Annotated in this window: 17 protein-coding genes and 1 other RNA gene; 6 read left to right on the forward strand and 12 right to left on the reverse strand. The window is 72.1% G+C overall.

All coding sequences use genetic code 11. From position 1 onward, the window contains the following. Positions 1-36 precede the first annotated feature (36 nt). Positions 37-780: a histidine phosphatase family protein gene (locus ASD16_RS05055; protein WP_235523111.1), complete on the forward strand. Its 744-nt coding sequence runs from the start codon at positions 37-39 to the stop codon at positions 778-780. A 4-nt stretch (positions 781-784) separates the two neighbouring features. Here ASD16_RS05055 and ASD16_RS05060 read toward each other — a convergent pair whose 3' ends face one another. Together ASD16_RS05060 and ASD16_RS05065 are read right to left on the reverse strand one after the other, a co-directional pair. Then, positions 785-1,954: an SLC13 family permease gene (locus tag ASD16_RS05060; RefSeq protein ID WP_055913642.1), complete on the reverse strand. Its 1,170-nt coding sequence runs from the start codon at positions 1,952-1,954 to the stop codon at positions 785-787. After that, positions 1,955-2,734 (reverse strand): YaaA family protein, encoded by a 780-nt coding sequence (locus ASD16_RS05065; RefSeq protein ID WP_055913645.1) that lies wholly within the window; start codon positions 2,732-2,734, stop codon positions 1,955-1,957. Positions 2,735-2,781: 47 nt separating this feature from the next. Between ASD16_RS05065 and ASD16_RS05070 the strand changes: the two genes are divergently transcribed. Beyond that, positions 2,782-3,165 carry a tautomerase family protein gene (locus ASD16_RS05070; RefSeq protein ID WP_055915735.1) on the forward strand — a complete coding sequence of 128 codons (384 nt, stop codon included), beginning with the start codon at positions 2,782-2,784 and terminating at the stop codon, positions 3,163-3,165. Here the strand turns inward: ASD16_RS05070 and ASD16_RS22430 are convergent. After that, positions 3,147-3,437: a LuxR C-terminal-related transcriptional regulator gene (locus ASD16_RS22430; RefSeq protein WP_082570597.1), complete on the reverse strand. Its 291-nt coding sequence runs from the start codon at positions 3,435-3,437 to the stop codon at positions 3,147-3,149. The genes ASD16_RS05070 and ASD16_RS22430 overlap by 19 nt on opposite strands. 70 nt (positions 3,438-3,507) lie before the next feature. Between ASD16_RS22430 and rnpB the strand changes: the two genes are divergently transcribed. Beyond that, positions 3,508-3,889, forward strand: an RNA gene (gene rnpB, locus ASD16_RS08760) — RNase P RNA component class A. Between the two features lie 87 nt (positions 3,890-3,976). Here the strand turns inward: rnpB and ASD16_RS05080 are convergent. Beyond that, positions 3,977-4,189, reverse strand: a complete 213-nt coding sequence (locus tag ASD16_RS05080) for a hypothetical protein (protein WP_055913648.1) — start codon at positions 4,187-4,189, stop codon at positions 3,977-3,979. A gap of 428 nt (positions 4,190-4,617) precedes the next feature. Here ASD16_RS05080 and ASD16_RS05085 point away from each other — a divergent pair, with 428 nt between their 5' ends. Continuing rightward, on the forward strand, positions 4,618-6,216 hold the full coding sequence (locus tag ASD16_RS05085) for a hypothetical protein (protein ID WP_055913651.1): 1,599 nt from the start codon (positions 4,618-4,620) through the stop codon (positions 6,214-6,216). Positions 6,217-6,475: 259 nt separating this feature from the next. Then, positions 6,476-6,925: a GatB/YqeY domain-containing protein gene (locus ASD16_RS05090; RefSeq protein WP_055913654.1), complete on the forward strand. Its 450-nt coding sequence runs from the start codon at positions 6,476-6,478 to the stop codon at positions 6,923-6,925. On the opposite strand, the gene ASD16_RS05095 is transcribed toward ASD16_RS05090, so the two are convergent. From ASD16_RS05095 to map, 6 genes are all read right to left on the reverse strand, one after another. Beyond that, complete coding sequence (locus ASD16_RS05095) at positions 6,918-7,802, reverse strand: hypothetical protein (RefSeq protein ID WP_055913656.1); 885 nt, start codon at positions 7,800-7,802, stop codon at positions 6,918-6,920. The two genes, ASD16_RS05090 and ASD16_RS05095, sit on opposite strands and share 8 nt — an antisense overlap. 71 nt (positions 7,803-7,873) lie before the next feature. Then, positions 7,874-8,284, reverse strand: a complete 411-nt coding sequence (locus tag ASD16_RS05100) for a VOC family protein (protein ID WP_055913658.1) — start codon at positions 8,282-8,284, stop codon at positions 7,874-7,876. Between the two features lie 40 nt (positions 8,285-8,324). Beyond that, positions 8,325-8,624, reverse strand: coding sequence for a DUF6191 domain-containing protein (locus ASD16_RS05105; RefSeq protein WP_055913661.1), 300 nt, complete (start codon positions 8,622-8,624; stop codon positions 8,325-8,327). A 5-nt stretch (positions 8,625-8,629) separates the two neighbouring features. Then, entirely contained in the window at positions 8,630-9,436 is an 807-nt protein-coding gene (locus ASD16_RS05110) for an MBL fold metallo-hydrolase (protein ID WP_055913664.1), read from the reverse strand. Beyond that, positions 9,402-10,178 (reverse strand): polyphosphate--glucose phosphotransferase, encoded by a 777-nt coding sequence (gene ppgK, locus ASD16_RS05115; protein ID WP_055913667.1) that lies wholly within the window; start codon positions 10,176-10,178, stop codon positions 9,402-9,404. The genes ASD16_RS05110 and ppgK overlap by 35 nt, the downstream gene beginning before the upstream one ends. Further along, positions 10,175-11,047 carry a type I methionyl aminopeptidase gene (map, locus tag ASD16_RS05120; protein WP_055913670.1) on the reverse strand — a complete coding sequence of 291 codons (873 nt, stop codon included), beginning with the start codon at positions 11,045-11,047 and terminating at the stop codon, positions 10,175-10,177. The genes ppgK and map overlap by 4 nt, the downstream gene beginning before the upstream one ends. 80 nt (positions 11,048-11,127) lie before the next feature. Here map and ASD16_RS21675 point away from each other — a divergent pair, with 80 nt between their 5' ends. Continuing rightward, a complete protein-coding gene (locus ASD16_RS21675; RefSeq protein ID WP_157453795.1) occupies positions 11,128-11,301 on the forward strand; it encodes an SPOR domain-containing protein in 174 nt (57 codons plus the stop codon). Positions 11,302-11,370: 69 nt separating this feature from the next. On the opposite strand, the gene ASD16_RS05125 is transcribed toward ASD16_RS21675, so the two are convergent. Together ASD16_RS05125 and panB are read right to left on the reverse strand one after the other, a co-directional pair. Further along, positions 11,371-12,342, reverse strand: coding sequence for an endonuclease/exonuclease/phosphatase family protein (locus ASD16_RS05125; protein WP_055913674.1), 972 nt, complete (start codon positions 12,340-12,342; stop codon positions 11,371-11,373). Next, a complete protein-coding gene (panB, locus tag ASD16_RS05130; RefSeq protein ID WP_055913677.1) occupies positions 12,339-13,151 on the reverse strand; it encodes a 3-methyl-2-oxobutanoate hydroxymethyltransferase in 813 nt (270 codons plus the stop codon). Before panB ends, ASD16_RS05125 begins: the two co-directional genes overlap by 4 nt. Between the last annotated feature and the right edge of the window lie 22 nt (positions 13,152-13,173).

A 13,173-nucleotide genomic window follows, 5' to 3' on the forward strand; every position in this document is an offset into this window, starting at 1 on the left:
TCGCGCGTCCGGCGGGGGAGCGACAGACTGCGAGTCGTGAGCGACGCCGCTGAACCGCTGAAGACCACCGCTGCCGACCCCGCGGGACGGGCACCGCGTCCGTCCGGGGCGGGTGTCCGGTTCGACGAGGAGCAGCCGGTGACGGTCGTGCTCGTCCGGCACGGCCAGACGACGATGACCGTCTCGCGCGGGTACTCGGGGTCCGGTGAGCCCGGTCCGCCCCTCGACGAGACCGGTCTGCGGCAGGCGCGTGACGCCGCCGACCTGGTCGACCGCGTCGGGCGGGACCTGTGGGGCGACATCCCGTACCCGAGCGAGATCATCGTCTCGCCCATGGTCCGCACGCAGCAGACCGGCGCCATCATCGCCGAGCGGCTCGGGCTGCCGGTCCGGACGGATGCCACGTTCCAGGAGGCGAACTTCGGGGAGTGGCAGGGGCTGACCGCCGAGCAGATCGAGGAGCGGTGGCCCGGTCAGCTGGAGCCGTGGCACACGAAGGCGGACCTGCGGCCGCCGGGCGGCGAGTCGATCGAGGACGTGGGCCGTCGGCTGCAGACCGGCCTCGACGCCTTGCTGGCCGAGGGCGTCGACCGGACCGTCGTCGTCGTGAGCCACGCCGTCTCGATCCGCGCGGCCCTGGGCGTGACGATGGGCGCGCAGCCGTCGTCGTGGAGCCAGCTCCGGGTCGCGCCCGCGTCGGTGAGCATCGTGCGTCTCTTCGCGGACCGTCGCGACGAGATCGCCGTGGTGGGTGTGCCGAGCGAGGGCTGGTCGTCCTGACCGGTCAGCTCGTGGCAACGAGCGCGAGGGTGGCTGCCACGACCGTCAGCGGGGCGAGCAGGAGTCCCTGACGCACGATCGTGCCGGCGGGGACGTCGAGCATCACCGTGCGGCACCGCTGCCACCACAGGACCGTCGCGAGCGAGCCCCACGGCGTGATCAGCGGGCCGACGCCCGTGCCGATCAGCAGCGCGGCGAGGCGCATCGGGTCGGTCCCGGCGGCCGGCTCGAGCGCCAGGTAGGCGGGCAGGTTGTTCATCGCGTTGGCCGCCAGCGCGCCCGTGGCGGCCACCTGGAGGAGCGCGCCCGGACCGTTGCCGGTGCCGGCGACCTGAGCGAGCAGCGCCCCGAGGCCTTGGGCGTGGGCCGTCGCGACGACGACGAAGAGCCCGAGGACGACGAGCAGCGTCCGCCACGGCACCAGGTCCCGCGCGGCCACGGGGAGCTTCTGGTGCCGGGCGAGCGTCACTCCCAGCAGCACCACGGCCACCACGATCGCGGTGGGTGCCGTCGGTGCGCCGACGACGAACGCGACCGCGAGCACGCCGACCGCCACCGCGCACACCACCAGCAGGAGCCGGTCGCGCACCGGGTGCGGCGGCCCGGGGTCATAGGACCCGCCCAGCGACCGCCGGTCGCGCACCGCGAGGACGACGACAGTGACCAGGATCGCCGCCAGCGCCGGCGCCCACATCAGGCCGAGGTAGCCGACGCCGTCCGCGCGCAGCAGGTGGTCGGCCAGCAGGTTGGTGAGGTTGGAGACCGGCAGGACGAGCGACGCGGTGTTGGCCAGCGCCAGCACCGCGAGCGCGAACGGCAGCGGCGGGGTGCGGGTGTGCCGGGCGAGGGCGATCACGACCGGCGTGAGCAGCACGGCGGTCGTGTCCAGCGAGAGGACGGCCGTGCTCACGGTCGCCAGGACGACGACGAGCCCCCACAACGCCCAGCGACGACCGCCCGCCACCCGTGACGCCAGCCCGGCGGCTGCGTCGAACAGGCCCGCGCCGGCGCACATCTCGGCGACGACGGTCAGTGCCGCGACGAACACCAGGATCGGCAGCGTCCGCTCGGCGAGCTCCCGTGCGTCGTCCGCGGGGAGTGCACCCGTGACCAGCACCAGCACGGTCACGGCGACCGCGACGAGCCACCACGGCACGTGCCGACGGCGTGCCACTCAGGCCACGACGAGCTCGAGCGTGCGCGCACCCCGCGTCGGCGCGCCGAGCTCGACCGCCAGCAGGGCGGTGCCGACGAGCTCGCGGGCAACCCGGGCGAGCGCCTCCGCGTCCTGGGGCGCGCGTCCGCGCCGGGTCAGCAGATGACGGGTGAGCACGCCGCGCGTGTGCTTGGCGTTGTGCGAGACGACCGACCGCTGACCGTCGAGCTCGCGCAGTACCCGCACCTGCACCCAGTCGGCCGACCGCGGCGGGTGCCACGCGGCCAGGTACGTCGCGGACCGGCAGTCGACCACCAGCTCACCGTCGGCACGCGCCTGGAGCTCGACCCCGAGCGCACCGCGCCACGCACCGGCCAGCGGCCCGATGCCCGGCAGGTCGGTGCCCATGGACAGGCGGTAGGCGGGGATCAGGTCGTCCGGCGCGACGAGACCCCAGAGCCCCGAGACGATCCGCACGCTCTCCGCCGCGCGCGCCCGGCCCGTCGGGGTGAGCCGGTCCAGACCGGCGGCGGCGTAGAGGACGCCCGAGTACACGTGCTTCGCCTCGCGCGTCGGGGCGGTGCGCAGGTGCACGTTCCGCGCGACCTCGGCGTCGAGGCTCGCGCCGACGCCCAGCACCTGCATGGCGTCGGCCGACGCACTGACCTCGATGAGCGCGTCCAGCACCTTCTCCCGCACGGGGATCAGGCCGGGCGACGACAGGCTGTCGAGGTCGAGCTGAGGACCGCGGGCGCGCGGCGGCGTCTTGCCCTCGGAGGGCGGCAGGAGCACGAGCACGCCTGAACTGTAGGCTCCGCGCGACGGTGCAGCGCGAGGAGGACCAGATGGCGCACGTGAAGATCTACGGCCGGCGCGACGTCTGGCAGGACCGCCGGGGATCGCTGTCGGACGCGGTGCACCGCGCGATCACCGGGACCTGGGGCCTCCCGGAGAGCAAGCGGTTCCACCGCTTCCTGCTCCTCGACGCCGACGACCTGGTGGCACCCCGCAGCAAGGACTACCTCGTGATCGAGATCCTCTGCTTCACCGGCCGCTCGCGCGAGGCTCGCCGCGCCCTGATCGCCGCGTTCTACGACGACGTCGCACCGACCCTCGGGCTGGCTGCCGACGACCTCGAGATCATCATCATCGAGAGCCCACCGGAGAACTGGGGGATCCGTGGCGTCTCCGGCGACGAGCTGTCCCTGACCTACCGCGTGGACGTCTGAACCGACGGCCGCGGCACCTCCATCAGCCGCCGGCGCGACTGCTCCACCTCGGGCAGCCCGAGGTCTGCCGGCACGAGCCCTCGTGCTCGACCGACGGCCAGGGCCGACACGCGATCGGCCACCTCGAGCTTCATGTAGATCGAGCGGACCTGCGACTTCACCGTGTTCCGGGTGACGTACAGGGACGCGGCGATCTCGCTCAGCGTCAGGGGTAGGGCCAGGTGCGCGAGGATCACACGCTCGCGCCGGGTCAGTCCGTGTGCAGTCTCCATACCCCTGGTTCGGTGCCGAACCTCGGATGGATGGGTGGCAGCTGCCGCCGAGTATGCTGGCGCCCGCGGATGAGTCAGTCAGGCGGCCGCGTCGAGCCCTCGGGCTCGCCGAGGAACGTCCGGGCTCCGCAGAGCAGGGTGGTGGGTAACACCCACCCGGGGTGACCCGCGGGACAGTGCCACAGAGAACAGACCGCCCGACCGGTCCGCCGGTCGGGTAAGGGTGAAACGGTGGTGTAAGAGACCACCAGCGTGCCGGGCGACCGGTGCGGCTAGGTAAACCCCACCCGGAGCAAGGTCAGACAGGGAGCGTTCGAGGGCTGCTCGCCCGAGCTCCCGGGTAGGCCGCTGGAGGCGTACGGCAACGTGCGTCGTAGAGGGATGGCCGCCACTCGCGCAGTGCGGGCAACCGCGCGCGAGGACAGAACCCGGCGTATCGACTGACTCATCCGCTACTAGGCCGCTGACCTGCGGAAACGTTCCGCGACTCGTCTCGGAGCCGAGCATGTGAAGGACGTCCCCTTCGGGAGCGGCGATCGTCAGGACTCGCGCTTCGCACCGCGTCGGCGGAACCAGATCGTCGTGGTCGTCATGACGACCGACGTGGCGGTGAGCCAGACCCAGACCGTCCGTGTGAGGATCGCGAAGACGACGACGGCTACCGCGAAGCCGGTGAGCACCCAGAGTGCTGGGAGCGACGGCGTCCAGAGCGGCAGCACGGTCGTCTTGGCGTTGGGCTTGGGGTCGGCCATGACTGATCGTCGCATCGGGTGCTCATCGTTGTGTGGGATATCGCTCTTCCGGTGAGTGGTGATCCCGCCTGGTCCTCGCTGCGCGCCACGCGCTCTGAGTGGTCTGACGTGCGAAGACGCCCGCAGACTCGCTCAACGGTCCGCGGTGAGTCCGTCGACCCCTCCCCGGACCTAGGTCCCAGACGACGCCTGCGCAGGCGCGTCAGACTTGACGTGATCCAGCGCCGAGGTTCCGGCGCTGGTCGGAACACGTCGGCAGAGCGTTGTCGTCGACTCGCGCCTTGGTCGCTGAGTCGGACGCCCGTGGGCTCCTCGCGGAGCCGGACGCTCATCGACGAACCCCACGTCACCACGGCTGCTCGCGAGCTCGTACCGCGTCCTGGGCAGCGTCGATCGTCCGCACCGAGCGGACCGCTGAAGGGAACGACATGCTCAGAAAGACCGGGATCGTGCTGGGGGTGAGCCTCGCGCTCGTGCTCGGCACGGGGGGCGCGGCGATTGCCGGCGAGCTCCCAGCCGCTTCGCTGCCGGACGTCTGCGTCCCGTCCGAGGGATCCCCTCGCGTCGAGACCACGTACAAGGACGTCCCGAACCCGGACTACGTGCCGGGCAAGCCTGCCGTCGACCACCCCGCCGAGACCCACGAGGCGACGGTCGCCGACCAGCGCTACTCGTGGAACCCGCAGGGGCCGGTGGATGAGTCGGCCGTCGAGCCGACCTGGCCGACGCCTGCCCAGGGCAGGTGGACCCCGAACACGTCGAACTACAAGGAGGGCGACCCGCTCGGCACCGTCTGGGTCGCGAGTAACCCCGCCGACACTGGCGCGTACTTCTACTGGACGACCAAGACGGTCACCGTCGTGGACGAGCCCGCGTGGGTCGAGGCCGAGGTTCCGGCGCAGGGCGAGCCGACGATCCGCGTCGTGGACGTCGAGGGTCACGACGCCATCCCCGCTGTGACGTGTGCAGCAGCCTCGGCTGACTTCCGCGTCACTGCCGCCCCGTCCTGTGCGGACCGGGACGGTGCGGCGAGCCTGACGTGGGAGGGCGCGCGCATCACCGGCGCCGCGTTCGACACCGTCCCGATGACCCCGGCCGAGTTCGGTCAGTTCTACTCGGGCGACTACCCCGGACCGCTCGCCGGTCAGTACCAGATCACGCTGGCGGCCGACCCCGGCTACTCCTTCGGTCGGGACCACACCAAGGTGCTCGACTTCCGGATGCCGGACGCTTTCACCGACGAGCAGTGCGCGTTGTCGTCTGCCGGCATCACGGTCCCGACCTGCGTGCGGCCGGACGTCCTGCCCCTCGCCACGAACCTCGAGCCGAATGGTTGGGTCCTGAAGCCCAACAGCGGATCCGCGTACGTCGAGGGGGGTCTCGGTCTGGACGGCACCGTCGGGACCGGCTCGGCATGGGCTCGTCTCGACCTGCCGGCCGGGACGCAGCTGTCCGACATCGCCGCGAGCCTGGGCACCGACCTGGTCTCGTCGTCGGGAGACTGGTGGGGCGGCGTGATCCTCGAAGGAGGAGAGCTGACGAAGCAGCTGCACTACGACAGCGACGGTCGCTTCTGGACCGCCCAGCAGGGCATCCTCCCGGACGACTCGCTGAAGGGCGGCTTCTACGAGTCGGACGACCTGGCGGCCGACCTTCTGGTCGACCCGAACGTCGGGTCGCTCAAGATCTACGTCAACGAGGGCCAGTGGGCTGTCGTCGGCAGCCAGGACTACGGCTGCACCACTCAGCCGTTCGGCTACGTGGCTCCGCTCGTGGACCCGCCCGCAGCGCCGCTCGTGGACCCGCCCGCTGCTCCGGCCGGCACGCCTGAGGTCGACGAGGTCCTCGTCGCGAACGACGTCGTCGAGGAGGCCTTCGACTCCGAGGTGCTTGCTGCGGGCACGCCCGCCGCGGGTGAGCTCGCGGCGACCGGGAGCGACGGCGTGGCGATCACGCTGGGGGCTGCTCTGCTCCTCGCGCTGTCCGGCCTGAGCCTGACGGCGATCCGTCGGCGCGCGACCCGATGACGGCGGTCGAGCGCACCGTCATCGGTGTGCTCGATCCGGAGGACTCCCCGGGAGCTCCGGCCGACGGAGTGAGACCACGCGCGTGAGCGAACGTGGACCGCGACGACCTCCGGTCGGGGTGCGGGACCTGCTGAGAGGTCCGCACCTCTGACCCGGAGGTCGTCGCGGTCGTCGGACGTCCTCGCACCGGCACGCGGCAGCGGCGCCCCCTGCGCATTCCGACTGCGCCAGGTGGCGCCCGCAAGGCACGATGGCTCCCATGAGCACCCTCGACCAGCTGACGTCCGACCTGACCACCGCCATGAAGGCGCGCGACACGGAGCGCACGGGCGTCCTGCGCCAGATCATCGGGGCGGTGCGCTTCGAGGCGAAGGCCGGTGCGGTCGAGAAGGAGCTGTCGGAGGACGACGTGCTGAAGATCCTGGCGCGCGAGGTCAAGAAGCGTCGCGACTCGGCGCAGATCTACACGGACGCGGGGGCGCCGGAGCGTGCGGCGACGGAGACCGCCGAGGCGGACCTCATCGAGACGTACCTGCCCGCGCAGCTGTCCGACGAGGAGCTGCAGGCGCTGGTGACGTCGGTGATCGCGGACGTCGGCGCCACGTCGGTGCGGGACATGGGTGCGGTGATGAAGGAGGCGTCCGCGCGTGCCGGGGCGTCGGCGGACGGCAAGAAGCTGTCGACGCTGGTGCGCGCCGCGCTCAGCTGACGGAGGCGGGGAGCGACTCGTAGGTGCGGCCCGACAGCATCGACGCGACGTCGGAGGTCCACGGCAGGGGCGGCTCGGGCATGACGACGAGCCATGAGCCGTCCCGGTCGAAGAACCGCAGATCGCCGTCGAACGCGTAGGTGTCGCGTACGTGCACACCCAGGTCGGTGACCGTGAAGGTCAGGTTGAACAGCCACGCGGCGGGGTCCTGGATCCGGGCGTCGCTGTCGAGGTCCCGCGACGTCCACAGCCGCATCCAGGTGACGCTGCGCGACTCCCGTGCGGGCACGACGAGCGGGTGCCCGGGCAGCAGGTCCAGCTCGCCGCCGGCGGGTTCGATGACGTTGACCTGGGCGACGCCGTCGGACACGTTCTCGAACCAGATGGTCAAGGCGGTGCGGAACGCGTAGGTCTCGTCGCGCCCGACCTGGAGCTGGCCGGTCAGCTGGCGCCACCGGTCCTGTCCACCGGTGGTGAGCTGGCAGTACTCGAGGGCGGGCCTGCCGGGCGTGCCGGAGCCCTCGGGGAAGGCTCGGGCGACGATCGTGGGGGCCAGCACGTCGAGCCGCGCCTCTTCGAGCATCCGGCGCATCCGGTACGACTCGGCGCGCTGCCGGTCGGCGTCGGCGCGCGCGCTCTGGGCCTCCTGCTGCGCGAGCGCGATGGCGTCCCGAGCGATGGAGACCTGTTCGTCGAAGACCTTCGTCTGCTTGGTGGTGGCCTCAGCCAGCCGCTTGGAGCGGCGGGCGGCCCTGCCAGCGACGATCCAGGCGCCGAGAGCGGCGATGAGTGTCAGGACGGAGATGGCGAGCGGTGCCCACTGCTCCCAGTCCTGCCAGACGACGTCCCCCACGAGCGGTAGTTCGACGCTGATCATTCAGGGAAGGTACCGACCGATTCGTCCGAATTCGACCCTGAGGATCCTCCATCACCCGTGTGGGGGAACGATCAGGTGCCGGACGCCTGTGCGGCGAGGGCGGCGGCGAGCTGGTCGGGGGTGCTGCGCAGGAGGCAGAACTCGTTGCCCTCGGGGTCCGCGAGCACGTGCCAGGGGACGTCTCCCTGCCCGATGTCGACCCGCGTGGCGCCGAGCGAGAGCAGGCGGTCGAGCTCGGTGGCCTGGTCCGAGCCGTTGGGCGGACGCAGGTCGGCGTGCAGGCGGTTCTTGGCGACCTTGGCGTCGGGGACCTGGATGAACAGCCACCCGGTCGCGGCACCATCGGCGGGCTGGATGGCGACCTCCTCGTCGCCCTCCGCGGCGTCCCAGACGAAGGACCACCCGAGGACGTCGCCCCACCAGCGGGCCAGGGCGTACGGGTCGGCGGCGTCGATCGTCAGGTGGGAGACCACAGGCGTCATGCACGGCAGGTTAGGGGCGACCACCGACACTCGCGACCGGTTACTTCGGCGACGGACCCTGGTCGAGGCGGACGACGCCGGAGTCGAGGTCGATCCGCCCTGCCGCGTCACCGGTCTGCTGGATGTCCAGCTGCTGGCGGTCCTGCTCGGCGGTGAGGTACTCGCGGTTGGGCTGGAACACGTCGACGAGCGCACCGAACGCCCCGGTGCCACCGACGCCTCCGGTCGGACGCCGCTCCCGTGGGCGGCGGTGGTCGAACCAGCCGCGGGCCATCATCCGGTCGACCGCGACGAGCATGAGCGCGAGCGTGACGACCGCACCGGCGATGAGCCACCCCATGCCGCTCATCGTCCCACGGCCGCCCGCTGGGCTCCGTGGGCGGCGGCGGTCCAGGGCAGGGCGCATCGCTCGTCCATCGTGTCGTCGCCCGCGACGAGTGCGGAGAGGTAGGAGCGGTCCGCGGCGGCGCGTCGGCTCAGGTCCGTTCCGACGTGCCCGTGACCGGGGATCACGAGATCGGCCCCGGTCGACTCGAGCAGTGCGAGCCCACGCACGTAGTCGTCGACGGGGTCGTCCGCCGAGAGGTCCAGCAACGGGATCTCCATGTCGGAGAGCATGTCGCCCGCCACGAGCACGCCGGCGTCGGGCAGGAACAGGGCGGTGTGGGGCCGCGCGTGCGCCGCGTGGACGAGGACCTGCACGGTCGGGCCGGGCCAGTCGAGCACGCCGGGCGACCGCTGGGGGTAACGGGTAGCCGCCGCGGCGATGGGTGCCGGGGGTGCACCGCTGCCGGCGAGCTCGGGGTCGGCGTCCCGTTCCGCGGCGAGCGTCTCGCGGTCGGTGGTCGGAACGTCGGCCGACCAGCGGGGCAGGTGCGCGAGCCCGGGACCGTCGAGCACGTGGTCCCAGTGCGCGTGCGTCGACCAGACGGCCACGGGCGTCCAGCCGCGCGCGCGGATCGTCGCCGCGAGGTCGTCCACCTCCCGGGCGGTCACCGCGGGGTCGACGACCAGGCACGTTCCGTCCGCAGCGACGACGACGGTCGACGTCGTCGTGTACACGGCGCTCGTCGCGACGTGCACCCCGGGGGCGACCTGCACGAGGTCGCGCGGGACGTCAGCCGTGAGCCTGGGCCGCCAGCGCGGCGGCACCGACGATGCCCGCCGCGTTGCGCAGCTCGGCAGGGACGATCTTCGTGCGGATGTCGAGCAGCGGCAGGAAGTCCTTGTGATGCTTGCTCACGCCGCCGCCGACGACGAACAGGTCGGGCCAGAACAGGTTCTCCACGACGGTGAAGTAGCGCTGCAGGCGCTCCGCCCACTGCGCCCAGTCGAGGTCGTCCCGGTCCCGCACGCTCTCGGCGGCGCGCGACTCGGCGTCGTGCCCGTCGATCTCCAGGTGCCCGAGCTCGGTGTTCGGCACCAGGTGCCCGTCCACGATCAGCGCCGAGCCGATGCCGGTGCCCAGCGTCACGACGAGCACCACACCCTGCACGCCCTTGGCAGCGCCGTACTGCACCTCGGCGAACCCGGCGGCGTCGGCGTCGTTGACGGCGAGCACCCGGCGGCCCGTCGCGTCGTGCACCGCCTTCTCGACGTCGGTGCCGATCCACGACTTGTCGACGTTCGCCGCGGACTGCGCGACGCCGTGCAGGATCACCGCGGGGAACGTGACGCCGATCGGCACGTCCTTGCCCAGGTGGAACGAGTCGACGACCTTCGCGACCGTCGCCGCGACGGCGTCGGGGGTGGAGGGCTGCGGGGTCGGGATGCGCAGCCGGTCGGCGGCGAACTGCCCGTCGGACAGCGAGACGGGTGCGCCCTTGATCCCGCTCCCGCCGATGTCGATGCCGAACGCCGTCTCGACGGACTTCTTGTGCTTGTGGTCGCTCATGGCAGGGTCAGGATCTCCGCTCCGGTGTCGGTGACCAGCAGGGTGTGCTCGAACTGCGCGCTGCGTCGGCCGTCGGCCGTCAGGACGGTCCAGTCGTCGTCCCACATGACCCAGTCCGGGGTGCCGAGGTTGAGCATCGGTTCGATGGTGAACACCATCCCCGGCTCGATGATCGTGTCGTAGGCGGGGGCGGCGTCGTAGTGGGGGACCACCAGCCCGGTGTGGAAGGCGGGGCCGACGCCGTGCCCGGTGTAGTCACGGACGACGCCGTAGCCGAACCGTGCGGCGTACTTCTCGATCACGCGGCCGACCACGTTGATCTCGCGACCGGGGACCACCGCCTTGATCGCGCGGGCGAGCGACTCCTGCGTGCGCTCGACCAGCAGACGCGACTCCTCGTCGACGTCCCCGGCCAGGAAGGTCGCGTTGTTGTCGCCGTGCACGCCGCCGATGTACGCGGTGACGTCGATGTTCACGATGTCGCCGTCCTCGATCACCGTCGAGTCCGGGATGCCGTGGCAGATGACCTCGTTCACCGACGTGCACAGTGACTTGGGGAAGCCGCGGTAGCCGAGGGTCGACGGGTACGCGCCGTTGTCGACCAGGAAGTCGTGCCCGATGACGTCCAGCTCGTCCGTCGTCACGCCGGGGGCGACGTGGCTGCCGACGAGCTCGAGAGCCTGGGCGGCGAGGCGTGCGGCGACGCGGACGCGCTCGATCATGTCGGCGTCGAGGACGTTGCTGCCCGTCCACCGCGCAGGACCCGGCCGGCCGACGTACTCGGGGCGGTCGATCGTGGACGGGACGGGCCGGCGAGGGCTCAGCGTGCCCGGGACCAAGGCGGATCGTGGCGCGTGGACGGGCGGCATACCTGGCAGTCTACGGACAGGAGGGCATCGCGGCCGGTCAGGAGGCATCGGTACCGGTGCCCCGAGGAAGGGAGACCGCCGTGGCGGACAAGTACTGGTTCAACACCGAGACCCACGAGGTCGAGGAGGGCCGGCAGAGCGACTGGACCAAGCTCATGGGGCCGTATGCGACCCGTGAGGAGGCGACGCACGCGCTGGAGAAGGCGCGCAAGCGCAACCAGGACTGGGACGCGCAGGACGAGGAGCAGTCCTGAGCCGTGGTGCACCACCGCGAGCGGTGGACTGCAGGGTTGGTCGGCACGTGACCCATGGACGGGCCGCGGTCATCGCCGCGCGAGAGTCGCCACGATCGGCCGGTGGTCGCTCCTGCCCGTCGGCGGAAGGACCTCGAAGCCGGTGACGCGCCAGACGCGTCCGTCCACGAGGACGTGGTCGATAGGAGCGGCGAACGCCGTGGGGACGTCCGCCGGCCACGTCCCGGACGAGGCGACGCCGGCGGCCCGTGCGGCGTCCACGCACGGTTCCAGCTCGCGGAGCCCGGGGTGGTCGAGCGTCGCGTTCAGGTCGCCCGCGACGATCGCGCCGGGAGTCGCCGCGCACGTGTCGGCGATCAGGCGCGTCTCCGTGCGCCACGACGCCATCGACCCGCGGCTGATGGGGGACATCGGGTGCGCGGCCACGAGGACCGGCGAGCCCGTCGGCTCGACAGGGTTCGCGACCAGGGAGCCGAGGCGCGTCGGCAACGGCTCGGCGACCGCGTAGGTGCCGACGCCGGGGGAGACGAGCAAGGCGGTTCCGGCGATGAACGTGGTGTTCCCGTCCGCGGTCAGCACCTGCATCGGGCGTCCGGCGACCTCGAGCCGCTCCGCCGTCGACCGGGCGACGGTCGCCGACGTCTCCGGCAGGACGACGACGTCGGCGTCCTGCGCCAGGGCGAGGTCGGCGAGCACGTCGGCGCCCACCGTGTCGAGCGTGTTGAAGGACAGGACCACGACCTCGTCCCGCGACACTGTCGACGCCGACTCCTGCGGGGACGACCGCACGACGAGCACGGCGGCCTGCGCCGCGGCACCGAGCGCGAACGCCAGGGTCAGCGGGAGCAGCCGGCGGCGCGACCACGGGACGGCCACGAGCACCGCGACCGCGCCGGCGGCGCCCACCCCGAGCAGCGCGCGGAACGAGACCAGCTGGGCGACCGGGTAGACGCCCGACGCGACGGGGACCGCCAGCGCGACGAGCGCACCGCCGACGAGAGCGGCGACGACCCAGAGGAGGACGCGAGCGCCCGTCCTCACGTGTCGAACTGGTGGTCCGCGTCCGGGAACGTGCCGCCGCGCACCTCGTCGGCGTACGCCGTGGCCGCCGCCTTGAGTGCCGCACCCACCTCGCCGAACCGCTTGGCGAACCGCGGGGACCAGTCCGTCATCCCCGCCATGTCCACCCAGACCAGCACCTGGCCGTCGCACTGCGTGCCGGCGCCGATGCCGATCGTCGGGATGTGCAGGATCTCGGTGACGCGTGCGGCCACCGGGGCGGGCACCATCTCGAGGACCACGGCGACCGCTCCGGCCTCCTGGATGGCCACGGCGTCCTCGCAGAGCAGCTCGGCCGCGAGGTCGCCGCGGCCCTGCACACGCGGGCCACCGAGCAGGTTCTCCGACTGCGGCGTGTAGCCCAGGTGCCCGACGACGGGGATGCCGGCGTCGGTGATCGCCTTGATCTGCGCGGCGACCCGCTTGCCGCCCTCGAACTTCACGGCCGCGACGCCGGTCTCCTTCATCATGCGGACGGAGGTGGTCAGCGCCTGCTCGGGTCCGGCCTCGTAGGACCCGAACGGCAGGTCGGCGACGACGAACGCGCGTCTGGCGGCCCCGGCGACCGCCCGTGCCGGGGGGATCAGGTCGTCGACCGTCACCGGCAGCGTCGTCGTGTGCCCGTGCATGGTGTTCCCGATCGAGTCGCCGACCAGCAGCATGTCGATGCCGGCGTCGTCGAAGATCCGCGCGGTGACGGCGTCGTAGGCGGTGAGCATGGTCAGCCGCTCGCCACGCTCCTTCGCCTCGCGCAGGTGGTGCACGCGCACGCGCTTCGGGGTGGGACTCATACGCGGAGCTCCTGTCGGGGTG

The organism is Cellulomonas sp. Root485 (genome assembly GCF_001426705.1).
Taxonomy (GTDB): Bacteria; Actinomycetota; Actinomycetes; order Actinomycetales; family Cellulomonadaceae; genus Cellulomonas.